This window comes from Bifidobacterium catulorum (assembly GCF_003129925.1).
Taxonomy (GTDB): domain Bacteria; phylum Actinomycetota; class Actinomycetes; order Actinomycetales; family Bifidobacteriaceae; genus Galliscardovia; species Galliscardovia catulorum.
The window spans coordinates 1-24,752 of the sequence record NZ_QFFN01000012.1 but is presented as its reverse complement, the minus strand read 5'-3'; the positions used below and the strand labels follow the sequence as shown (position 1 = coordinate 24,752).

General features: G+C 65.1%; 15 protein-coding genes. 12 read left to right on the top strand and 3 right to left on the bottom strand.

Annotated features, from left to right (window positions below):
• Window positions 1-119: 119 nt before the first annotated feature.
• From DF200_RS05615 to ppgK, 9 genes are all read left to right on the top strand, one after another.
• Entirely contained in the window at window positions 120-1,133 is a 1,014-nt protein-coding gene (locus DF200_RS05615; protein ID WP_109137307.1) for a glycosyltransferase family 2 protein, read from the top strand.
• 16 nt (window positions 1,134-1,149) lie between these two features.
• Window positions 1,150-2,337 carry a pyridoxal phosphate-dependent aminotransferase gene (locus DF200_RS05610; protein WP_109137306.1) on the top strand — a complete coding sequence of 396 codons (1,188 nt, stop codon included), beginning with the start codon at window positions 1,150-1,152 and terminating at the stop codon, window positions 2,335-2,337.
• Between the two features lie 194 nt (window positions 2,338-2,531).
• Window positions 2,532-2,978, top strand: a complete 447-nt coding sequence (locus DF200_RS05605; protein ID WP_158275789.1) for a MarR family winged helix-turn-helix transcriptional regulator — start codon at window positions 2,532-2,534, stop codon at window positions 2,976-2,978.
• A gap of 106 nt (window positions 2,979-3,084) precedes the next feature.
• Window positions 3,085-4,623, top strand: a complete 1,539-nt coding sequence (locus tag DF200_RS05600; RefSeq protein WP_241520145.1) for an MDR family MFS transporter — start codon at window positions 3,085-3,087, stop codon at window positions 4,621-4,623.
• 384 nt (window positions 4,624-5,007) lie between these two features.
• Complete coding sequence (locus tag DF200_RS05595; protein ID WP_109137304.1) at window positions 5,008-6,048, top strand: class II fructose-bisphosphate aldolase; 1,041 nt, start codon at window positions 5,008-5,010, stop codon at window positions 6,046-6,048.
• A 213-nt stretch (window positions 6,049-6,261) separates the two neighbouring features.
• Window positions 6,262-6,918, top strand: coding sequence for a histidine phosphatase family protein (locus DF200_RS05590; protein ID WP_109137303.1), 657 nt, complete (start codon window positions 6,262-6,264; stop codon window positions 6,916-6,918).
• A 37-nt stretch (window positions 6,919-6,955) separates the two neighbouring features.
• Window positions 6,956-8,407 carry a triose-phosphate isomerase gene (gene tpiA, locus DF200_RS05585; protein ID WP_109137302.1) on the top strand — a complete coding sequence of 484 codons (1,452 nt, stop codon included), beginning with the start codon at window positions 6,956-6,958 and terminating at the stop codon, window positions 8,405-8,407.
• 139 nt (window positions 8,408-8,546) lie between these two features.
• Window positions 8,547-9,755 carry an MFS transporter gene (locus DF200_RS05580; protein ID WP_109137301.1) on the top strand — a complete coding sequence of 403 codons (1,209 nt, stop codon included), beginning with the start codon at window positions 8,547-8,549 and terminating at the stop codon, window positions 9,753-9,755.
• Window positions 9,756-9,868: 113 nt separating this feature from the next.
• Window positions 9,869-10,633: a polyphosphate--glucose phosphotransferase gene (ppgK, locus tag DF200_RS05575; protein ID WP_109137300.1), complete on the top strand. Its 765-nt coding sequence runs from the start codon at window positions 9,869-9,871 to the stop codon at window positions 10,631-10,633.
• Between the two features lie 38 nt (window positions 10,634-10,671).
• Here the strand turns inward: ppgK and DF200_RS05570 are convergent, their stop codons facing one another.
• Window positions 10,672-13,005, bottom strand: a complete 2,334-nt coding sequence (locus tag DF200_RS05570) for a hypothetical protein (RefSeq protein WP_109137299.1) — start codon at window positions 13,003-13,005, stop codon at window positions 10,672-10,674.
• A gap of 261 nt (window positions 13,006-13,266) precedes the next feature.
• On the opposite strand from DF200_RS05570, the gene DF200_RS05565 reads away from it, so the two are divergent.
• Both DF200_RS05565 and ligA read left to right on the top strand, forming a co-directional pair.
• Window positions 13,267-16,620 (top strand): tetratricopeptide repeat protein, encoded by a 3,354-nt coding sequence (locus DF200_RS05565; RefSeq protein ID WP_439098318.1) that lies wholly within the window; start codon window positions 13,267-13,269, stop codon window positions 16,618-16,620.
• Between the two features lie 39 nt (window positions 16,621-16,659).
• Window positions 16,660-19,389: an NAD-dependent DNA ligase LigA gene (ligA, locus tag DF200_RS05560; protein ID WP_109137297.1), complete on the top strand. Its 2,730-nt coding sequence runs from the start codon at window positions 16,660-16,662 to the stop codon at window positions 19,387-19,389.
• 3 nt (window positions 19,390-19,392) lie between these two features.
• On the opposite strand, the gene DF200_RS05555 is transcribed toward ligA, so the two are convergent.
• Window positions 19,393-20,508, bottom strand: coding sequence for an Mrp/NBP35 family ATP-binding protein (locus DF200_RS05555; protein WP_109137296.1), 1,116 nt, complete (start codon window positions 20,506-20,508; stop codon window positions 19,393-19,395).
• Window positions 20,509-20,706: 198 nt separating this feature from the next.
• Here DF200_RS05555 and DF200_RS05550 point away from each other — a divergent pair, with 198 nt between their 5' ends.
• On the top strand, window positions 20,707-22,986 hold the full coding sequence (locus tag DF200_RS05550) for an alpha-galactosidase (RefSeq protein ID WP_109137295.1): 2,280 nt from the start codon (window positions 20,707-20,709) through the stop codon (window positions 22,984-22,986).
• A gap of 217 nt (window positions 22,987-23,203) precedes the next feature.
• Here DF200_RS05550 and DF200_RS05545 read toward each other — a convergent pair whose 3' ends face one another.
• Entirely contained in the window at window positions 23,204-24,109 is a 906-nt protein-coding gene (locus DF200_RS05545; protein WP_146192021.1) for a hypothetical protein, read from the bottom strand.
• Window positions 24,110-24,752 lie beyond the last annotated feature (643 nt).

The following is a 24,752-nucleotide window of genomic DNA, read 5'->3' as shown; positions in this document are numbered from 1 at the left end:
GAATGCGGCATCGTTCGCTATATGCGAATCATATGGCCCGCTATCGTCGGTCATCGTCTCCGTCCCTCGCCGGTCGCGCTTTTCGCCGTTTTTCGCCGGCAGGTGCCACAATAGGGCGTATGACTGCCGAGAGCAACGTGAAAAACGTAACAAGTAAACTCGCCATCGTCGTGGTGACCTATAAGCGTCAGGAACTACTGAAGACGCTGTTCGCGTCCTTCCTCGCATCGACCATCGCGCCTTGGCGCATCGTGATCGTCGACAACGAGCATTCCGAAAAGACGAAAGCGATGGTGAAGGAGTTCTCAGACAGGGTGACCTCCCAATGGGGCGGCACCGTCGCCGACGCCGAAGGCAATGCCGACCGTGTGGTCTATGCCCCGCAGGACGACAATCTCGGCGGTGCAGGAGGCTTTTCGGCGGGCGTGAGGAAGGCGTACGGACTCGGTGCCGAATGGTTCTGGGTCATGGACGACGACGTGGCCATCGAGCCGGACGGACTGGAGAAACTCGCCAAATGGATGCCCGACCATGACGTGATCCAAGGCAGCCGTTACGATTACGACGGCGGGCCGTTCTACTGGCAGTATCATTTCATCGTGCCCTTGGGCATCCCTAACCCCATCGCACCGGCCGCTTTCGGACCGGCCGGATACCGCGTGATGAACACCATGTGTTTCGAGGGCGGACTGATCCGGCGAAACATCGTCGAGAAGATAGGCTTCCCGGATCCACGGTTCTTCATCTACTGGGACGACACCATGTACGGCTACCTCGCCAGCAAGGTCACCAACCCCATCGTCGTCCCCGACCGAGTGATGCGACGCACGCGTGAGATCGGCAACTGGGACATCGCCGGGTTGCGGCAGCTGAACTCCACCTCCGACATGAACCGTTACCATATCCTGCGCAACCGCGGGTACATGGCCCGCTATTTCATGGCGCACGGAGACTACCGCGCCTTCTGGTTCGGTGTGGGCACCATTGCGACCATCATCAAGGAGCTCATCCGACTCGTCGCCGTGGACCGTACTCATCTCGGCACGGGCATCAGGGAGATCCTGCGCGGATGGAGGGATTCCCGCAAGCTGCTGCACGACCCCGACTGGCGTCCTATGCCGCCGTTGAAGTGAGCGGGGAGAATTCACCATGCGCTTCTCATCACGGGTGGATGCCTCGCGGCCCAATGCGATCTCCATGGCCGAGGCGCTGTGCCGCCGTGACGGTGTGGAACTCGTGAAGCTCAACGATTCCAACCCCACACGGCATGGTCTGGCTCCGGCATTGGTGCCGGGGGTATACGAGGCGAATCCCCGCGGTCCCTTAGGGGCGCGCAAGGCGCTGGCCGCGTTCCTGTCGGGAGGCGGAGCCGACGGCGTACGGCGGGAACGGCCTGTGGACCCTGAGCGGCTGTATCTGCTCAGCTCCACGTCGGAGGCGTATTCGTGGCTGATGAAGCTGCTGTGTGATCCCGGCGATGCCGTGCTTGCCCCCAAGCCCGGATATCCGCTCATTGAATCCATCGCACGTCTGGAGAACGTGAAGACCATCGAATACTCGCTGATGTTCGACGGCTCATGGTTCTTCGACCTGCCGCGCATCGAGGAGATTCTCGATTCCGAGGAGGGGGCGCGCGTCCGCGCCATGGTGCTCATCAACCCGAACAATCCGACCGGTTCGTATGTGAAGCCAGAGGAGCGCCGACGGCTGGTGTCGATGTGCCGGGAGCATGATGTGGCCGTGATCGCCGACGAGGTGTTCTTCGGCTACGATCTGGAGCCGTTCGACGGCAATGCGCGGCTTGCGGGGGAGTCCGGCGTGCTCACGTTCGCGCTCGATGGTTTTTCGAAGATGCTCGCCGCACCGCATGCCAAGGTCGGATGGATCGAGGTCTCCGGGCCGGAATCCGACGTGGGCGAGGCGCAGCGACGGCTCGATGTGATTGCCGATGATTTCCTGCCGATGAGCGACATCATCGCCGAACGGATTCCCGCCATGCTTGAGGCGGCGGCAGGCCAGAGCGACCGGGTGCGGGAACGCACGCGTGGCAATCTCGTGCGGCTTCATGAACTGCTTGACGCCGATTCGCTGGGCGTGACCAGCGTGCTGCGTGCCGAAGGCGGGTGGAACGTGCTGCTTCGGTTCCCTTCCAGCATCGATGAGACGCAGCTGGTGCTGCATCTGATTCACGATCACGCCTCCACCGCCCAACCGGGATTCTTCTTCGACATGACCTCCAATGGATATCTGGCGGTGTCGCTGCTGCCGGAGCCGGAGGTGTTCGAGGCGGGGATCCACGCCGTGCTCGCCGCCATACGGGAGTCGTTGGGGGAGTAGCCCGAGCCATCGGCCTGTTGATTGGCAGGAACGTTCATGAGGGGCCGGGAAAACCGGTCTCCATGAACGTTCCGGCCAAATTTTCGTCGTGGGGGCGTGTCGTTTGGGCCAACGGTGTCGTAGACTATATATCGCAGATAGTTATCTCATATAAATATCTTGTATAAATAAACACGTCGTATATGGTGGAAGATATGGATATCAACCTGCTCGACAGGATTCTGCACGCCATGGACGAGGCCGGCTCCGTACGGACACTGGTTCCCGAACTGCCCAAAGGCGTCCGGCCGGTGCATCTGCGGGTGCTCGATGCGCTCAGCCGCACCCGCGGCGACGACGGATGCGCCCGCGTCTCCGACATCGGCGACGCGCTCGGCATGCGTATGCCCAACGTCACCCGTGCCGTACGCGAGATGACCGGCCTCGGTCTGCTCGACAAGACGGCTGATCCGACCGACCGACGCGTGGTGCTCATCCGTGCCACGTCCGTCGGCGAGGAATACGTGCGTCGATACATCGTCGGCGTGCGTCAGCGTGTCGAGACCGAGCTCATGGCAACCGTGAGCGTAGAGGACATCGACTCCATGATTGCCACCATCGACGCAGTGAAGGCCGCGGTCGGCAAGGCCTGCGGACGCTAGCCGTACAATCCCGGGCATGATCGCGCCGCGCGGTGGGCTCGTCTCCCACGCGCGGCGCGAAGCCATGCCCGGAATGGAGACGGCACAATCAGGAGGAATATGGATTATGGCCGAAACCCGGCATGATGAGACGAAGAACCGGCATGATGATACGCGAAGAATGAAGGCCCGCATGGATGTGAGGCATCCCGCTCTGGTGATGCTCGGACTGTATCTGGGTGCCTTCCTTGGCATGCTCAGCGAGACGTCGATGAACATAGCGCTGCCCAGCCTGATGGATGCGTTCGGTGTGGGGGCCGGCACCGTGCAGTGGCTGGTCGTCGGTTACATGCTCGTGATCGGCGTGGTGCTGCCGTTCGTCGGGCTCCTGCTCAAGTGGTTCCGCGCCAAGACGCTGCTTGTCGTGGCGTTGGGGGCGTTCCTCGTCGGTTCGCTTATGTCCGGCCTTGCCCCGACGTTCGCCATGCTGCTCGCCGGTCGTATGATCCAGGGCGTCTCCACCGGCCTGGTGCTGCCGATGATGTTCTCCGTGCTGCTTGAGGTGTTCCCGAAAAGCAAGATCGGCACGGCCATGGGCATCACCACGCTGATCATCATGTTCGCCCCCGCCGTCGGACCGACCTTGTCGGGCTTCTTCATCGGCGCGTTCAGCTGGCGCTGGATCTTCTATTTCTTCGCCGTCGTGGCGGCCGTGGCTCTGCTGTGCACATTCGCGTTCATGGTGAACCCGTATGAGCTCACCCGTCCGCGCATCGACGCGTTCAGCTGCCTTACCTCCGTCGTCGGCTTCGGTGGTCTCGTGCTCGGCGTGAGCCTCGTCGGCGAATTCGGCCTTTCGGCGGCGGTCGTGGCGATTCTCGTGGTCGGCGCCGTGGCCGTGGCGCTGTACGGCCGCCGCCAGCTGCGGATGGATGTGCCGGTCGTCAACCTGCGCGCATTTGCCATCCCGCAGTTCACCACTGGCGCCGTCGTGGTCATGATGAACTTCGGCATCACCCTGTGCGCCATGTACCTCATGCCGCAGGAGATCCAGGACGGCATGGGCATTCCGGCCGCCATGGCAGGTCTCGTCATGCTGCCGGGCGGTGTGGTCAACGCCGTGGTGTCATTGCTTTCCGGCCGTCTGTACGACGTCATCGGACCGAAGATCCTCGTGCGCTCCGGCCTTGTCATCTCCGTCGTCGGCCTGGCTTTGCTCATGGCCGCCGGCACCACCAGCTCCGTGGCCTATATCATCGCCGCGCATGTGGTGCTCATGATCGGAGTGCCGCTGACCATGAGCCCGGCCCAGTCCACCGCCCTGGCCGCGCTGCCGCCGCAGCTGTCCACTGACGGCAGCACCATCCTCAACACCATGCAGCAGGTGTGGGGCGCCATCGCCACCGCCGTGGCCACCGTGCTGCTCGGTGCCGGCCAGTCGTCCGCCGTGCGCGCGGGCGCCGGCCATGCGCAGGCGTTCGTCACCGGCTCCCGGTTCGGCTTCGCGTTCGCCGTGGCGTTGGCCGTCATCGGATTCGTCGCCGCATTGCGCATCACGTCGCTCAGCGGCCTGATCCGTGCAGAGAAGGTTCCAGACGTCGATGTGAGCGACCTCGGCGCCGTTGCGGCCGGGCGGCCGGAGGTGGCCCGCGAACGCAAGGCGTGACCGATGCGGATCATGCGACTGTCGCGGCCCGTGTGACGTGGGGTCGGGCCCGTGTGACGCGGTATTCCGGCCTCATGCGACGAGACTGACGAATGTTGCGTTTTGATGTGCGTTTCCCCGCTACAGCGCACGACACCGAACATGGACATGTGTTCTTGTTCGCGTGTCGTGCGCTTTTGTGATGTCGGATGTTGGTTTGCACCGTTCAAACCGACCATGTTGAACGGTTTTGTGCGCTGTTGCGTGCTGATTATGTGACCTTTGCCCGTGGCTGGGAATCGGACGCCACGATGCTTGCGAATCGGGCCGTGGAAGTGCGACCATTGGTTGTGGGCGGGGCGAACGGAAGCCCCGACGGACGATGAGTTCCAAAAGGGGACGAATATGAGCGAGACGACTTCGAACGCCTTTGTGATGACCTCCGCCGAGGTCAGGCATCTGCTTGACGTGGCGCATGACGGGGGATACGCCTATCCGGCCATCAACGTCAGCAACCTCGATACGGCCATCGCGGCCATGCAGGGGCTTGAGCAGGCGAACAGCGCCGGATTCGTGCAGGTGAGCATCGGCGCCGCCAAGCAGGCCAGTCCCTCCGGCGACCCCGTCGACGGATCCATCATCATCGGTCGCCTCATGCGCGACCTGCGCAAGCTTCATCACGTGCCGATCATGCTGCACACCGACCATTGCCACGCGGACTACGTGGACACCTGGCTCAAGCCGCTGCTCGTCGAGCTGAAGAGGCTCCGCGACGCCGGCGAGGAGAAGATCTTCGACTCGTTCATGTTCGACGGCTCCCACGATGAGATCCACGACAATGCGGCCACCATCCGTGAACTGCTGCCGATGGTGCAGGCCGTCGACGGCGTGCTTGAGGTAGAGGCGGGCGGCAAATGGGGCGGCATGGAGGACGGCGTCGCCGACAAGGCCGTCTACTCCACCCCGGAGGACGTCGCGGTGATCCAGAGGACCTTCACCGACGCCGGCCTCGACGAGGACGACTATCTGCTCGCGGTCGCCTTCGGCAATGCGCACGGCACCGCCGTCATCCCCGACCTCAAGCCCGAACTGCTTGCCGAGATCGCGGAGAAGACCGGCGTGCGCAACATGTACGTGTTCCACGGCGGGTCCGGATCCTCCGACGCGGATGTCCGCGCGGCGGTGAAGGACGGCGTCGTCAAGATGAACGTCGACACCGACACCCAGTACGAGTTCACCAACGGCATCGACGCGTTCCTCGTCGCGGCCGACGGCAAGCAGCGGTCCCACCGCGAGGGCAAGAAGTTCTTCGATCCGCGCAAGTGGAACGCCGCGGGCCGCAAGGCCATGGCCGAGAAGGTCTCCCGGGTGGCCGAGCTGCTCGGCAGCGCCGGACATGCCGACGCCGTCTCCTACAGGTCGGTTCTCGATCCCGTCGTCTCCTGACCTCCCCTCCTATGGGAACGGCCGGCCGGGGCGCTTCGTTCGCGGTCCCCGGCCGGCGGTCCGCCGCAAATCGCGGCAATCGAATTCCCCGGACATCCGCGGCGGCATATGATTGCCGATGCGGATGGGTGTGGTCCCGCCCGGCGGGGCGGTGCGCCGATTCCGGCAATGAAGCAACGACCGTACATAGTGGTACAGAAAGCGCATAACGATATGAAAGCAGGAAATGTCTATCTCCTTCGCCACGGCCAGACCTACTGGGCCATGTCGGGCCAGCACACCGGACGAACGGACGTGCCCTTGACCGAAACCGGCGAACTGCAGGCGCGGGAGGCCGGGGAGCGTGTGCGGGCCGCGCATCCCGAAGCGTTTTCCCGCATTCTGTGCTCCCCGCTCAGACGAGCCAGCGAGACCGCGAGCCTCGCCGGCTTCGACGCCACGCCATGCGACGACCTCATGGAATGGGACTATGGCCGCGCCGAGGGCCGCACCCGTGGGCAGATCGGGGAGGCGCTCGGACGTCCGTGGAACCTCTGGCTCGACGGTCCGCAGGTCGTGCCCGCGTCGTTGGGGGAGGAGCGGGTGGAGACCCTTCCCGACGGGCAGCGGGTCGCCGTGCATCTGACCGACGGCGAGACCCTCGACGAGGCGTTCGGCCGCGCCCGCCGCGTCGTCGACGGCATCCGTGACGACGTGTACGCCGGCAAGGACGTACTGCTTGTGGCGCATTCGCACATCCTGCGGCTTGTCGCCATGGCATGGGTGGACATGCCGCCGGCCGAGGGCCGCAAATTCGAGCTCGGCACCGCCCGCTACGTCGTGCTGGGCGACCACAAGGGCCAGCCCGTCATCGAACACTGGGGCGCTTGAGCCGACGGACCGCGGCGCGACGTAAGAAGGAACCGTCATGAAGTACAACGACACCGTGCAACGCCGTCCCCTCGTCATCGGCAACTGGAAGATGAACCTCGACCATGTGCAGGCCCGGCAGTGGCTGCTCGAATATGCCGCATCCAACAACGAATGGCGGCATCGCATGGAAGGCTCCGACGTCATGGTCAACCATGTCGAGGTAGGCGTGCTGCCATCGTTCACCAGTCTGTTGGCCATACGGGATATGGCGCGCGCCACCGCACTCAAACCGGAACTGTTCCTCGGTGCGCAGAACGTGAGCGAGCTCGACGCCGGCGCCTACACCGGCGACATCAGCGCCCAGATGCTCGCCGCACTCGGTTGCCGCTACGTATTGCTCGGCCATTCCGAGCAGCGGCGCTACCATCCCGAGGACGACGACAAGATCGACCAGAAGATGAGGGTCGTGCTCGACAGCGGCATGACCCCCATCGTATGCATCGGCGAGACCAAGCTCGGCCGTGAGGACGGCATCGGCATCGACTACGCCCTCAATCAGCTCGTCTCCGCCATGCGTCTGCTTTCCGGCGACGACGTCGGTCGCGTCATCGTGGCCTACGAACCGGTATGGAGCATCGGTGCCGGCATGGCGCCCGAACCGTCAGTCATCGAATCCGCGCTCGCCGACATCCGCGACTTCATCAACGCCACGTTCGGCTCCGACGTGGCCGCCAGGGTGCGCATCCTCTACGGCGGGTCGGTCAATCCCGGCAACGCGGCCGATATCATCCGCCGTTACGGCGTCGACGGCTTTCTCGTCGGCGGGGCGAGTCTTGACCCGGTCAAATTCGCGAATATCTGCCATCTTGCCGCCGAGGCGAGCGTGGTGCGGTCGCGTCGGAGCGTGCACACCATCTACCGCCCGGGCAAGCGCACGGTGGAGGAGTTCACCGACTCCACGCTTGAGGCGCCGCATCGTCTGACCGCCACCAAGGTGGCGCAGAGCCATGCCGACACCATCGCGTGGCGTGCCGCACTGGCGTTGGCCGCCTACCGCACGGTGGGATTCCAGTGGCTTGAGGAGCAGGCCGCCATCGAGCTTGAGGATGCGGCGGATGCCTCCGGCAACGCCTTCGTGAGTTTCGACGCCGATGTGCTGCGCGACATGATCTGGTCGAATCGTCTGCGCATCATCGAGTCGATGATGAAGCTCATCGACGAGCGTCGGATCCGAGGCATGTTCTCCATCCGTCAGTGGCTCATCGAATGCGACGATTCGTTGAGCGTCGACCGGCGCGGCGAGCTGCTCGCCGAGGAGTTCGCGAACGTGGCCTGCATGCGCGCCTACTATGAGATGGACACCGGACTGGAATTCGAGCAATTCCGCAAGCCGTTCGTGGCGGGGTATCTGCTCAGCGACGTCGACACCAAGAACCGTCTGTGGCGTGCCCGCGGCATCGACCGCAAGCTCCACAGTCCGTGGAAGAACGGTCGCGGAGGGCTGTGACTCGTCCTGTCGTCGGAACCGGCGGTCGGTTTCACGCCACGCCGGTATGGGCGACACCCATGGTCTAGAACGGTCTAATCCCCATGCCATTATGTGTACATTCGTACATATATTGTCGACGTAAGGAAAGGGACGATCCATGGGCAATCTGCTGCTCGCCGTCATCTACGTGGCGTTCATCAGCCTCGGCCTGCCCGACGCCGTGCTCGGCTCGGCATGGCCGGTCATGTACCGTCAGTTCGACGTGCCGGTCTCGTATGCGGGCGCCGTCTCCATGATCATCAGCGCGGGTACGATCGTCTCGTCGCTGATGAGCGACAGGCTCACGCTGAGGCTCGGCGCGGGAAGGATCACCGCCATCAGCGTGGCGATGACCGCGGTCTCTCTCGGCGGGTTCTCGTTCGCCTCGCAGTTCTGGATGCTGTGCCTGTGGGCGATTCCCTACGGTCTGGGCGCAGGCGGCGTGGATGCGGCGCTCAACAACTACGTGGCCCTGCATTATGCGAGCCGTCATATGAGCTGGCTGCACTGCATGTGGGGACTGGGTGCCTCGGCGGGCCCGTACATCATGGGATTCGCCCTCACCGGAGGCTTCGGATGGGATGACGGATACCGATGGATCGCCATTTTGCAGATCGCGCTGACCGTGTTGATCGTGCTCAGCCTGCCCTTGTGGAGGACCCGCGTCGACGGGCATCGGCCTGACGCCGCAGGCACCGGGGACTCGCACGACGGAGGCCCCCGCCGCAGGGCCCTCGGCCTGTTCGACGTGCTTGCCATTCCCGGTGCCAAATCCATCCTCATCATGTTCTTCTGCTACTGCGGTCTGGAGCTGACCACGGGCCTGTGGGCCGCAAGCTACATGGTGCTCGACCGCGGCGTCTCATCCACGCAGGCCGCCGCATGGGCGAGCCTGTTCTATCTGGGCGTCACCGCCGGACGCGCCCTCAGCGGATTCATGACCATGCGGTTCGATGATCCGACCATGATCCGCATCGGCCAGGTGCTTATCGCCGTCGGCGTGGCCGTGGTGGCGCTGCCGTTCGGCGGCAATGTGATGCCGCTCGTCGGTCTCGTCGTCATCGGGCTCGGATGCGCCCCGACCTACCCGTGCATGATCCACTCCACGCCCGCGTATTTCGGCGAGGACAGGTCCCAGGCCATCATCGGCGTGCAGATGGCGTCCGCCTATCTCGGCAGCCTTTCCGCGCCCCCGCTGTTCGGTCTCATCGCCAACCACGTCTCCATCCGGCTGTTCCCCTTGTATCTCGGCGTGATCCTGGTGCTCATGGTGGCCATGCACGAGAATCTGCGTCGTGTGCACGCCCGTGGCGACGAAAAACGGTGACGGCTGTCGGATGCGGCCGAAAAACACGGTAGTGTTGGATATCAGGATTGCCATGGCGGCGATTTGACGTCGTGATCGGTCGGCGTCGACATCCACACCGAGGAGGAACATCCATGATTGAATCCGCACAGGCCTTCGGCATCGACATCGGCGGCTCCGGCATCAAAGGCGCGCCGGTGGACCTTCACGAAGGCAGGTTCGCCGCGGAGCGTCTGCGCATCCCCACACCGGAGGAATCCACGCCGGACGCCGTGGCGGCGATCGTCAAGGAGATCCTCGACCACTACGAGGTCGGGGATGGAACTCCCATCGGCGTGGCGTTCCCCGCCCCCTTCAAGCCCGGACGCCCGCTGAACTTCATGGCCAACCTCGACCAGTCGTGGGTGGGTGTGGACATCAACCGCCTGCTCAGCGAGAGGACCGGGCGCGAGGTGCATGTGGTCAACGACGCCGACGCGGCCGGCCTCGCCGAGGCGCGGTACGGTGCGGCCAAGGGCAACGAGGGACTCGTCATCGCCACCACGCTGGGAACGGGCATCGGCACCGCGCTGATCATGAACGGCGTGCTCGTGCCCAACACCGAGCTGGGGCATCTCATCCTCGACGGCAGGGACGCCGAGAAATACGCGGCGGACTCCGCACGCTCCCGCAAGGAGCTTTCATGGAAGAAGTGGGGCGGCAGGCTCACCAAATACTACCGTCTGCTCGAACACTACTTCAGCCCCGACATCTTCGTCGTCGGCGGCGGCGTGAGCAAGAAGCACGAGAAGTTCTTCCCCTACATCGAGGTCGACACCCCGATGGTGCCGGCCACGTTGCTCAACGCCGCAGGCATCGTGGGCGCCGCCTACTACGCCAGTACGAAGACGGTGCGCTGACCGTTCCTCGGGGGGCGCCATGCCGTTCCCGGGGGAGGTCACCATACGAACCAGGACCTCACGGTGTAATACACCGTGGGGTTCGTTCGCATCAGCGGTCCGATCTTGCTGGGCACGAACGTTCCGGCCACCGTCATGAACAACGTGGCGAACACCAGCGCCACCACCACGATCACCGCGAGACGGGCGATCCTTGCGCGCCCCGTGGAGAACACGAACGAGCGCGAGCCGGCCCATTCGAACACCGCCGGGATCATCATCGCCGAACCCAATGCGAGCAGCCAGCCGAAATCGGCCACATACCGCCAGTCCATGCCGCCTTTGTAGCTCACGAACACCAGCTCGAACACGCCCAGGCCCAGCAGCGTGCATACCAGCCCCCACAGGCGGTGCCTTGCCAGGGAACGTCGCACACGTGGCAGCGCGAACGCCAGCAGGCACACCGGGGCGAACCAGAGGAAGCCGCATATCATCCGTTCCGTGTACTGCCACGGATGCACGGGCATGTACGGCACGTCGATCCATGGGAACACGGGGATGAGCCGCGGCGGCTGGAACAGGTAGTATCCGAGGATCTGGGGCAGCACGGAGAGCGGCTCCTTGTATCTCGTCAGATCGGTCACCGTAAGCTGATAGTTGTTGCCGAAATCCAGCCAGGATCCGAAACGCCAGCGGTTGTAGGCCAGCAGCAGGGCGAACACGGCGAACGCCGGCAGCAGGGCGGCGAGGTCGGCCCGCCACGACCGCCATACCGGCCCGCCCTTCCGCCATGTTCCCAGCCTCCAGCGCCTGGGCAGCAGGACGCCGAGGATGCGCAGCATCCGCCCCGAGCGGATCTCGTCGGCGAAGATCGGCAGGAACAGCAGCGCGGAGAAGATGAACGTGGCCCGGCATCCCAGCGTCAGCGCGATGCACAGCGACCCGCCCGCCACCCGGGGCAGCGAGATCCTCACCAGATCGTCGCTCGCCCGGGTCTCCAACGGCACGTCGTCGACCGTCCATGTTCGCCATCGCCTCCGTCCGGCCGTGTCGCCGCCGGATTCGTCGTCGTCCAGCGGCACGCGGCGCGCGCTCAGCCACAGCCACAGGCCGATCGCGGTGAACATCAGCGCGGCCGAGGGGGCCAGCTCGTAGAACATGGGACGCATCCACAGGAACCATCCGTTCGAGCCGCACATGAACGCCGCCAGCACCAGCACCGTCACGCCCACGCTGGTCTTCGGGAAGAAGCGGTCTATCATGCGTACGACCAGCAGCAGGCTGAATACGAGGAACACGAACAGGAATATGCTCGTCGCCACCTTCGTGGGCAGCCACAGGCCGCCATCCACCCACAGCGACGTCAGGGCCTGATACGGCAGGAACAGCAGCACGGCCGGCACCACGCCGAAATACGAGTACCAGTGTCCGTCGAAGAACACGTGGTCCCAGTAGATGTTGCCCACGCCGTGGCTCAGCAGGGAGTCGCGCGTGGCCACGTCGTAGGGGTTGGCGGCCTCGGCGAGCTGATGAGGCACGGGAAGGTCGAGCCAGGGGCGTCCGTGCAGCAGGGAATCCGCCATCTGCGCGTATTGGTTGAAGTCGTAGGCGTATGAGTAGGGCTCGTGGGAGAACTCCTTCGGCGAGGACCATGAGGCCGTGGCCAGCGTGATCACGAACATGATGGCGAACGGCGCGATCACCGCAGCGAACGCCAGCCGCTGCTTCGCGCTGTGCGTATTGACCGCGATGGCGTACAGCCGCGACCGTGGCCGCAACAGTCCGATGACCGCTGCTATCGCCACCATCGCTCCCACCCGCGCCAGACTGATGCGGAATGGCGGATGGTCGTTGACGATCAACGTGTTGAACGCGAACTGCGAGCCCACCGTCTCCTGTATCCATATGCGCACGGTGTCCACGTCACCGTCGGCCGCCCGGTTGCGCAGATACGTGCTGGCCTCCACGTACCGGTGGAACGCGTCCGTCTCGCCGGTGCGCCAGGTGCCGCTGCCGGACGGCAGCGCGTCCACGCGCACATGCAGCGCCCAATCGAAGGGGTGCCGGTCGTCCTGCAGCGCCGCGTCCCGGTTTGTGGAATATCCGGATACGTAGTGGATATACCGCACAGGGGCGTCCACCCCGCTCACGTCTATGTATGCCTCGGTGGGGTCGTCGACGCGCAGCACGCCGGCGCCGCTGAGCGACAGTCCGCTGCCCAGCGTCATGTGCGGGGCGGTGATCGGCCCAGGTGACGCGATGGTCGTCCAGAACGGAAGATTGCAGCATACGACTTCCATGACCAGGATGACCGCCGCGGCGATGCATCCGAAACGGTGATGCGCGGCGAATCCTCGGACGTCGAATTTCGTGGGGTCGGGTCGGTCGTTCACGTACCTTATTGTAAAAGCGTTTCTCTGCCGGCGTGAATCATGGCGGTCATGTCGTCGTTGATTGTGACAATGGGCGGTATGTCTACTTCATCCTCTCCTTGGCGTCGTCATGGCCGCGAACGTTCCCGTTATGGGCGTCTGCTGCGCAAAATCGTGGGAGGGGCCTCGTCGGCCATCGACAAGGTACGTAGATCGTCGCCGTTCGGCGACGTCGTGGAACACGCCGACGACAGGTCCGTGGCCAAGACCGGCGGCGACGTCATGGCCGCGTTGGGTGGTACGTCGGGGGAGTCCGGCGCCCCGTCGATGGCGTCGTCGTTCGCGTCCGACGGTCGTGGGGGCGCCGATGACGCCGCCGCCATCAGCCGCCTGCTCGACGGCATGCGTACGTTGGGGCCTCTGGTGAAGCGTCGCGTATTCGACGACCTGCCGGGCTTGCCCGACGATCTGGCCGCCGGATGGGTGCAGTTCCCCGAGACGGACGGCCAGGGGTATTCGCTGGCGTTGTTCGATCGGCGCGGACGCTGCACGCCGATCGCGTTCGTCGATCGGCAGGGCCGCGTGTTCCTCGGCCCGGGCGTTCATCCGGACGTCCAGCGCAGCGAGCCGGACTTCATGTTCGTCAAGGAGAGCGAGGTCCGTGTGCCCCGCAGCCGCCTCGACGGCACGGGCAAGAACGGCGTGGGCGCGGACGGCGAGCTGTTCCCCGCCGTGCAGGGCGGCATCGTGGGCCGCGACGACACGGGGGAGATGACCTGGCTGGCGTCCTGGCTCAAGACCGACAACCGCTATACGCTCGAACAGCTGCGTCCCGACCTGCCGGTCTCACGCCGCGCGGACCTCGAATACCGCGACGCCATCGCCATCGCGTTCTTCGCCGCCTATCTGCTGCCTCGCATCGACGGATTCATCATCGGATTCGGATCGGGCAACATCTTCCGCAGACTGCGTCGTGAAGCGCCCATCGGCGCCATACGCCGCAGCGTCAAGGACACGTTGCGGGCCCGCGCCCACGGCCTGCGCGCCTCCGGATTGGAGGACCATTTCGCCGACCTCATGAACGAGGCGGGCGCGCTCGACCCGATCGAGGGGCTCGAAGCCGTGCACGGCGCCGAACCGCTGCACCTCTACAGTTCGCCGTATTCGGGCGCGTACTTCTTCGGATGGGACTCCAGCCTGGAGTTCCGTCCCGCGCTCTCGTCGCTGCGCATCGAAGGCAACCTCAACCGGTTCGCCGCCGTGAGCCTGTGGCTCGAACGCAACGCCCGCATAGGCGTCTATCCCACGGAGGACACCGTCACCCGCGCGCAGGCCGCCCAGCTCGACCGCGCCCTTCTGCTCAATCCCGCCCTGACCGCGCTGCCGTTGGAGGAACGAGCCGGCAAGTCGTTCGACCCGGTGCACGAGGACGGCACGGCGGCGCTGTCCGCCATGGTGGATGTGGCGGGGCAGGCGGCGAAGGAGACCGCCGAGGCCATCATGACGGAGGGGGAGGCCTCTGATGCGAACGGCTCCGAATGGGTGTACCGGCAGACGTTCTCCTCCCTGATGCGCAAGCTCCGCCTGCCGTACCGCTTCGACGTGGAATTCCGGTCGAACCTCGCCGAAGGCAACGTGGCCATCGGATTCACGACGGCGGGCACCTCGATGATGCCCACCACCCGGTACGACGAACACCGGCGCGAATGGGTGAAGCTGACCGATGCGGAGCGCGCGTCGTTCGGCGCCGACTACAACCTGCGCGTCGGACTGCTGCTTGCCGCGCTCGCGTTCGGCGTGGACCAGCATGTCGCCCGCGTCTCGCTGCACATCGACTCGATCGGCCTCGAAGAGGCGGTCGCCGAGCAGAACTCCGCGATATCCGCCATGATGAACGAGGCGCTGACCGCGTTCGAACGCATGAGGACCGGCAGCATGGTGCCACCGTCCGGCACGAAGGCCGACCCCAAGGACGGCGACGTCCACGGCAACCCCGGCGTGCAGATGCCGCCGGACGTCGTCGAGGCGGACGATGCGGAACCGGCGGAACCGGAGGACAGCGCCGGCGCCGATGTCGCCGGTGCCGACGGCGGACGATCGGACGCCGACGGCGGGTCCCATGACCCGGCATCGGTGGACCGTGCCTTCGAGGACCTCATGCAGGGGGTCGACTTCGACGGCATGTCGTTCTCCCTCGATGACGGCACGGGAGACGTCGCCGACGACGGCATCGTAGGCGGCATCGACGGCGCATCCATCATCGACGGCGGTTCGGAAGAGGACCCCGGTGCCGACGACCCCATGGCCGCACTCCGCAAGAACCCCACCGTACGCAATCTCGTCACCGTCACCTTCGACCGCGACGCGTTCCTCCACGCCGTGCATGAGGTCGGCCTTGGCGAGCCGCGACGCGTATACCGCGACTTCCATGCGGTAATGGACGTCGACGGTGCCGGGGCGCTGCGGCCGGTCAACGCCGAATTCGATCTGCGCGACAGTCGCTATTCGCCCATCGGGGCGCAGGACGAGCCGGAACTCAGCGACCGTCGCTTCAGCCGGCCGCTGTCGGACGTCGTCGGCACCAGGGACGCTTTGGGCCTGGCCATCCAACGCGCCGACGTGCTCCAACACGCCATCGACGACTTCCATCGCCTCGCGGCCGAGGACGGGTCCTCATCCGTGGACAAGGCGCAGCGGGCGATGGACGCCATCCGACGCATCGCCGACCCAGAGCTGCTCGACATGGCGTCCGACGTTACCAGCGCCCTCATCGACGGCGGGGACACGCCCGACTCCGACTTCCCGCTCGCCGGCAGACTCGACGCCGAACGGCTCAAGGCCCGCGACCTGCTGTTCGGCGGACAGGCGCAGAAGGCCGTCGAAACGGCCGAGGCCGCTGTATCCGGCATGGACAAGCTGTTCGCCGGCACCGGAGGAGTGCCGCGGTACTTCAACTCGTACGCCGAACGCGTGGTGTACAACCGCATGTTCGCCACGCCCGACGAGCACACGCTGCTCATACCCGACAACCTCTTCTACGCGCACATGGAGCTCGCCGACGTGCGCTCGCAGCTGGAGGGGCCGCAGGCCGCGCTGCCGCATCTCAACGCCATGGTCGCCTACGCGCCCACCTATCCGCTGTCGCATCTCAAACTGGCCGTCCAGCTGGCCCGCGCGCAGGACTGGGATTCCGCCCGTGCCGCATGCCTCAACGCCCTTCGCGTGGCGTTGGACCGCGACGACGCCGCGTTCGCCTACTATCGTCTGGCCTATGCGGAATGGATGCGCGACGAGTTCGACGTGGCCGCCGCATGCTATATGATGAGCGACTACATCAGCTCCGGAGCCGTGCCCGCGCTCGAACCCGAGTTCAACGAGCTCACGGCGCGCGCACGGTCGCAGTGCATCCCCGTGCCGCGTGACCTCGACGAGGCGCAGTCGGTGCTGCTCGGCCACGAGCTGCCGGTCTGGCCGGACACCGAGGCCGCGCCGATCATCCGGGATGCGGCCCGGCTGTGCGTCGACAACGCGTTGTTCGTGCCCGCGCGCACGCTGTCGATGGCGGCGGCCCGCATGACGCCGGACGGCGACGGCCTCGACGCCATCCAGATCCAGTTCCTCCGATCGCTGTCGTAAGCCGCAACACATCCATCAAGGGGAGAGAAGCCCGCATCCATGGCACACGCAAACCACAAGAACGCCGACACGGCCGCCGACCAGCTTGCATGGGACCTCGACGGCGATGGCCACGTCGCCGAAAACACGCCGATCGCCGCCCACGAACCCGGTTCCGCGCAGTGGGTCGCGGCGTTGGGGGCCGCCGACGCCGACGCTCTGCGCCTCGACAATCTCGACGTGTCTGCAATGACCGCCGAGAACGCGGCCCGTCTGTGGACCAAGGTGGCCGCGTGGGTGGAATCCGACCAGATCGCCTACTACATCGACGATGCGCCCACGTCGTCGGACGCCGCCTACGATGCGCGCCTGCGCTGCCTGCAGCGGCTGGAGGCCGCGTTCCCCACGCTGGACACCCCGCAGTCGCCGACGCATCGCGTGGGCGGCACGTTCTCCAACGACTTCACGTCGGTGCGCCACCCCTCCCGCATGATGAGCCTCGACGACGTGTTCAGCATCGAGGAGCTGCGCGATTGGTACGATTCCGTGCTCCGCGATCTCGACTGGCCGGAGGGGAAGCCTTTGCCGATGACATGCGAGGTCAAGATAGACGGTCTCGCGTTGAACATCATCTACCGTGGGGGCGTGCTCGAACAGGGCCTCACCCGCGGCGACGGCGTGACCGGCGAGGACATCACCATGAACGCGCGCACCATCGCCAACATCCCGCAGAACCTCGGAGGCCCCGCCGAGGACATCCCCGACACGGTGGAGGTGCGTGGCGAGGTGTTCATGCGGTTCGACGACTTCAAGGCGCTGAACGAGCGCCAGGAGGAGGCCGGCCGTCCCCCGTTCGCCAACCCGCGCAACGCGGCCGCCGGGTCCCTGAGGCAGAAGGACCCGCGCATCACCGCCACGCGCCGGCTCACGTTCTACGCGCACGGCATCGGCACGCTCGACTGGGGCGCCGACCATCCTCGCGGCACGCACGACGTGGTGCGCGACCAGTCCGAGGCGTACGACCTGTACACCAAATGGGGTGTACCGGTCTCGCCGCATAACCGCGAGGTCACGTCGTTCGACGAGATCCTCGACATGATCGACTACTACGGCGAGCACCGCGACGACATCGAGCATGCGCTCGACGGCATCGTCGTCAAGGTCGACGACCTCGGTCTGCAACGCAGGCTGGGAGCCACCTCGCGCGCGCCGCGTTGGGCCATCGCCTACAAATACCCTCCCGAGGAGGTCAACACCGAACTGCTCGACATCACCGTGCAGGTGGGGCGCACCGGGCGTGTGACGCCGGTGGCGGTGCTCAAGCCCGTGTATGTGGCGGGATCCACCGTGGCCCGCACCACGTTGCACAACCCCTCCGAGGTGAAACGCAAGGGCGTGCTCATCGGGGACACAGTGGTCGTGCGCAAGGCGGGTGACGTCATCCCCGAACTCGTGGGTCCGGTGTTGGAGCGGCGAAAGGGGCGTGAAGACAAGCTTCGCGAGTTCGTCATGCCCGAACACTGCCCGAGCTGCGGCTCAGAACTCGCCCCGGCCAAGGAGGGCGACAAGGACATCCGCTGCCTGAACATGGCATGTCCGGCGCAGTTGACCGAACGCATCATCAACCTCGCCTCCCGCAAGGCGTTCGACATCGAGCATCTCGGCGACCAAAGCGCCATCGCTCTGACCGACCCCGAGGAGAACCGCCCCGGCTCCGTGGATACCTATGATCCGAGCCGCCACGAGATCATCGTCGGGCCGGGGGAGGAGCCCAAGCCGTACGAGCCGCCGGCCGGTCTGAGGCTGCCAGAGCCGCAGAAGCCGGTGCTGACCAGTGAGGCCGGCGTGTTCGACCTTTCCGTCGAAGCCCTGCGCGACGTGTACGTGTGGCGGGAGATCCCCATCATCGAGGTGCGTGAGGGCGTAAACCCCAGGACCGGGCGCAGAACCAGGACGCGCCGACGCGTGGGCGGATCCGGGCTCTGGTATCGCACGCCGGCGTTCTGGACGGCGCGTACCGATGCGAAGAAAACCAACGACAAGACGCCGGACGCCGAGCGCCGCGCCGACTACCCGGATTACGCCGTGCCCGCCGACGCGGTGATCGTGGACCACAACACCCGGCGTCTGCGCGGCGGCGGGGTCAGCGAGCAGCCGGTGTACATACGTCCCGCCGAGAACACGCGCAAGATGCTCGATGAGATCGAGAAGGCCAAGCACACGGATCTGTGGCGCGTGCTCGTCGCTTTGTCCATCCGCCGTCTCGGTCCGCCCACCGCAAGACTCATCGCCAACCAGTTCGGCTCGTTGGACGCCATCGGCGAGGCGAGTGTGGAGGAGCTGTCCGAAATCGACGGCATCGGCCCGGAGATCGCCGAATCCGTAGTGGGCTGGTTCGCCGCCGCACGCGAACCAGGCGACTGGAGGGGAGGCATCCTCGCCGCATGGAAGGCCGCCGGCGTGGGCATGGTGGCGGAGTCGAACGATGCCCCGCAGACGCTGGCCGGCATGACCGTGGTCGTCACCGGCTCGTTGGAGGGCTACAGCCGCGACTCCGCCAAGGAGGCCATCATCGCGCATGGCGGCAAGGCCGCCGGCTCGGTGAGCAAGAAGACCACGTATGTGGTGGTCGGCGCCAATGCCGGCTCGAAGGCGGCGAAGGCCGAGACGCTGGGCGTCCCCATGCTCGACGAGGCGCAGTTCAGCCGTCTGCTGGAGACCGGTGAACCGGGGGAGCGGGAGAACGCCGAGGAAGCGACGGCGACGGATACGGATACGGACGCGGCGTGACCGCTATCTCATCAGCCGTTCCGCGATGCCCTTGAACTCCGCGGCGAGCGGCGAATCGGCCAGCGTGCCGTCCTCGTTCAATACCACGGGCCTGCCGGCCTCGCCGTCGATGCGCACCTCGGGTTCGAGCGGCAACGTGCCGAGCAGCGGCACCTCGTGACCGAGGTCCTTGGTCAGCTGTTCGGAGACACGTCTGCCGCCTCCCTCGCCGAAGATGCGGAGGCGTTCGCCGTCGTGCTCGTAGTAGCTCATGTTCTCGATGACGCCGCGCACCTTCATCGGCACCTGCAATGCCACCAGCCCGGCTCGCACCGCCACGTCGGAGGCGCTTGGCTGCGGCGTGGTCACCACCACGAGCTCCGCGTTCGGCAGCGCCTGCGCCACGGAGATGGCCATGTCTCCGGTGCCGGGCGCCAGGTCGAGCAGCAGCACGTCCGGTTCGCCCCACCATACGTCGGAGAGGAACTGTTCGAGGGAGCGCTGCAGCCGCGGACCCCGCCACAGGATCGCCCGGTCGGCCCCGGCGAACATGCCGATGGAGATGAGTTTGACGCCCCAGGCGGTCACCGGCATGAGCATGCCGTCGAGATTCGTCGGATGGCCGTGCGCGCCGAACAGCGTGGGCAGCGAGAACCCGTAGATGTCCGCGTCGATGGCGGCGGTGTCGTATCCGAGCGCTGCGAATGTGGCCGCCAGGTTCGCCGTCACCGACGACTTGCCAACGCCGCCCTTGCCGGATGCGATGGCGAAGATGCGCGTCTTGGTGCCCGGCTTGGTGAACGGGTTCTGCCTGCGTTCGGCCTTGAGGTCGTTGACCAGCCCGGTGAGCTTCGACCGGCTCATCGATGCCACGTCGATGTGCGGCACCAGCTTCGCGGCCGGATACGACGTCACCGCCTCGTTGATCTTGTCGATGATGGTCTGTGTGAGCGGGCATCCCTCCACGGTGAGCTCCACCTTCACCGTCACGTCGACGATGGACCGGCCCGAATCGATGACGTCCCGCGGCACCGCCTCGATGCCGACGATCATGCCCAGATCGGTGATGGATTTGCCCAGCTCCGGATCGATGACGCGGCTCAGCCGGTCATGCACGTTCCGTTCGATCACATCGGTCATTCCCACTCGGTTCACAGCCGCCATATCGTCCTTTCCGCCGTCGATCGCCGTCGTCGCATTCGTTCATTGACACTGTATCGTGAAGTCGCGCGGCGTGCCAGAGCGTACATCTGACGAAACGGCGAAATATGACGGATGACATATCGGATGACATATGATGAGACGCAACCGTCCGCATAGACATGAAACGAGGTGACGATGCCGCGGTTCTCACCGGCGCCGGCCGAACCCATCATCGAACGATACGAGGGCATATCATCCGACAATACGAATGTAATCGTCATATATATGGAACAGACGACGGCGGACATGGCGCTGGCGCTCATGTTCGCCGATGACGAGCCGCCGCGCATCGTGCATTGGGGGAAGGGTCTGCCGGCGTCCGGCCGCGATCGGACGATGATCGGCGTCTATGACGCACTCAAGCCGCAGCGCGTCTCCGGCGCGCTGGACGAGACGCCATGGCCGAGCATCCTGCCCACGCAGGCGGAATCATGGCTTGGCTCCCCGCGCATCGTCGTGCGTCGAGGGGGTACGGAACTCTTCTGCGCGTTCACCGTCGTCGGCATCGACACGGCGGACGACGACGGCGTCGCGTCGGCGACCGTCGTCATGCGGGACGACGAACAAGGCGTATCGGTCGCATGGACTGTCGAAATCGAACCCGGCGGACTGGTCCGGCAACGGGCCCGCATCGCCGACCTCGGGCCGACGACCGGCATGACGGCGGACGCGGCCGTCGACCCGCCGCTTGAGGTCGGCGGCATCGAGCTTGGATTCCCCGTGCCCGAAACCGCCTCCGAAATCCTCACCACCACGGGCCACCATCTGCGTGAACGCTCGCCACAGCGCCAGCCGTTCACCATCGGACGATTCGAAAAAAACTCGCTGGCGGGACGCCCCGACTTCGACGCATCGCTGCTGCTCGTGGCGGGGACGCCAGGATTCGGATTCGAACACGGCGAAGCGTATGCGGTGCACATCGGCTGGAGCGGCAACTCGTGCCTGTCCGCCGAACGCACCCCCCACACCACCGGCGTCATCGGCGGCGGCGAGCTCCTGGCGGGCGGCGAGATCACGCTGTCCGGCGAGGCCGGGGACACATACACGACGCCATGGGTATACGGATCGTATGGCGACGGGCTCAACGAAATCGCCGCACGGTTCCACCATCATCTGCGTTCGCTGCACCCTAACCTCAGCGCCAGGCCACGGCCCGTCATCCTCAACACGTGGGAGGCCGTGTATTTCAACCAGAACTACGACACGCTGGCCGCGCTCGCCGACAAGGCCGCCGAGATCGGCGTGGAACGCTTCGTCGTCGACGACGGCTGGTTCGGTTCCAGACGAGACGACACCTCGGGTCTGGGCGACTGGGGCATCGCACGATCGGTATGGCCCGACGGGCCGAAAAGCCTCAAGGCGCTCGCCGCGCACGTGCATGGCCTGGGCATGGAGTTCGGCCTGTGGTTCGAGCCGGAGATGGCGAACCCCGATTCCGACGTGGCGCGTGCGCACCCGGACTGGATCCTCGCGCCCACGCCGAACCGCATGCCCATGGAGGGGCGTAATCAGCAGGTGCTGGACCTGACCAATCCGGACGCGGCCGAGTACATTCTCGGCGGCATCGACGGACTAATTGACGAACTCGGCATCGACTACATCAAGTGGGACCACAACAAGCTCGTCACCGAGGCGGCGAGTCCCACGCACGGCTATCGTCCAGCCGTTCACGCGCAGACCGAGGCCGTATACGGCATATGGCGCACGCTCGGGAAGCGCCATCCGGGATTGGAGATCGAAAGCTGCTCGTCCGGCGGCGGGCGTGTGGATCTCGGCATCCTCGAATACGCGGACCGCATCTGGGCGTCCGACTGCGTGGACCCGGTGGAGCGTGCCGACATCCAGCGCCATACGTCGCTGCTGGTGCCCCCCGAGATGATCGGCGCACACGTGGGCGCGAGCCCCGCGCACTCCACCGGCCGCGCCACCACGCAGACCATGCGCATGGCCATGGCGTTCCTTGGCCATTTCGGCGTGGAATGGAATCTGCTGGAACAGCCGCAGGAGGCCCTCGACGAGTTGGCCGAATGGATCGCCGAATACAAGAAGCACAGGGAATGGTTCGCCGTCGACACCATGGTGCATGCCGACTCCGCCAATCCGTCCGTCCGCCTCGACGGCGTGGTCAAGCCCGACCGTTCCGCCGCCATCTACCGGTTCACGCAGCTGTCCACGTCGGCCACCTACCCGGTCGCGCCCATGCATGTGCCGGGTCTCGATCCGGCGAGGAACTATCTGCTGCAGCCGGTTCCCGTGAATGTGGATATCTCCGCCATCTCCAACGGGCAGACCGCGCTCGGCTGGTGGAACAAGGACGGCATCGTGCTTTCCGGTGCGCAGCTCGCGTCGTACGGTCTGCGCATGCCAAGCCTCAACCCCGCCAACGCCGTGCTCTTCTGGGCCATCGAGGTGTGAGCGCGAAGACGGACGTGGTTTCCTCCGCCCGGGGTCGGATGCGGTCACGGAATGTGCGTTTCCGCACTGTTTGCGTTCCGTATTACAGCGTTCCGGTACGGAACGGCGCATCGACCGTTTTCGGTATTCCGTGCCGCGGAATACCGGTATGGAATGCGTGCATGGGAAAACAACGCACCGCGTGCCCCGCAGCCGAACGGCTTAACGTCTGGTTTTTTTACTGCGCCGCCTGCGCCTCGCAACTCTGCCACTGGTCCATCAGACGGTCATACCAGGCGGTCTGGCTCTCGAACGCCTGACGGGTCACGCCCTTCTCCGGCCGCTGATCGAGTATGGGATCGAGCCCCGGGCAGTACCCCGGGTTGCTTGAGCCCAACCGAGCGGCCGATTGCGCCGCGTCGTCGGCCGTCGCATTGATCGTGTCGTTGAGCGTCTTGTAATAGGAGGCCTCCCAGTTCGCATAGGCGATGTTCAGCGCGTTGAGCTCACGGGCGCATTGCGATGACGATCTGCCGTCCGGGTACTGCGTGTCCACCTTGAGACGGTTGGTGAGCTCCGTTTCCGTGCTGGCATACGGTTCCGAATCGGATTTGCCGTTGTTCGCCAGAAGATCGTAGGTACTGCCCTCGGTTCCCGCCACCGGCGCTTCGGTGATTGCCGTCATGGTGTGCGACAGTTGCGATGCGCGCGTACGGACGTCGGACGCGGTGGTGGTCGGAGCGGGTGCGGATTGCGCGGTCGTGCCGTTGCCGGACCGGGAGGAGCCGGATTGCGTCGTGTCAGACGATGACGACTGCGATTTCGTCGTGGCCGTCGACTTGGCCGTCGATTTGGCGGGTGACTTGCCGGACTGTTCCGGAACGATGTTCGCCTTCTCCCTATGCTGCGACGCCGATCCGGAAGACGCCTGCCCGGCTTCGGCAGCGGCCCGATGGTCGCCGAAGACCCCTGCACTGGCCATGGCCACGCCGGCAAGGGCCGTCATCGTCAGCACGACCGCGGCGATGACGGCGACCGTCGGCCGCACGCCGCCGTGCACCGCTTCCTGGGTTTCTCCGCGTGATCCTTCGCCGCCGTCGTTCCGCGGACCGGGCACATTGGGAACGCCGGGAACATTACTCATGTTGACCATCTTCCTCTTTCCCTCTTTCTCTTCCCCTTTTTCTCATTCCCTTTCTCGGGGACACGGGCCTCTCGTTCGATGCTACGTCCCACCATCCCTAACCGGACAAGACGCCGGGAAGCCGGTTTCGGCGTTTTGTCCGGTTACTAGGTATGCAAGTGCATTCATTCGAACACGGGAGGTCATGATGGCCAATAGATTTCGGGAGCTGAACGAAGAGGAAGCGATCATCTATTTCAACGGCGGATATTATCTCGGCGATTGCGATGCCGACGACTCCTGCACGGCGGCCCCGCGAGCGCGGAATCCGTTACATGGCCCCGTTCGACCGCTGTGACCGTGTGGAAGACTATCGCACCGTGTGGGCGTTCTTCGAACGTGAATACGGCGATCAGCTCGTTGCGGAGCGTTCGAAATGATCGACGGGCGAACCGCAGGCCGAAAAATGTCGAATATACTCGACACTTTCCGTTATGTATCCCAAAGGTTTCGTCTATACTCGAAACTTTTGGGTCATGCGGTCTATGATTTCGAGTATAGACGATACATGTGCTTGCGATACGGTGCGACGTGACTCATGTTTTTTGAGCGCGTAATGGTTAGTGGTGCCTCATCGGAAATGAGCGCGAACGGTACCGGTCCT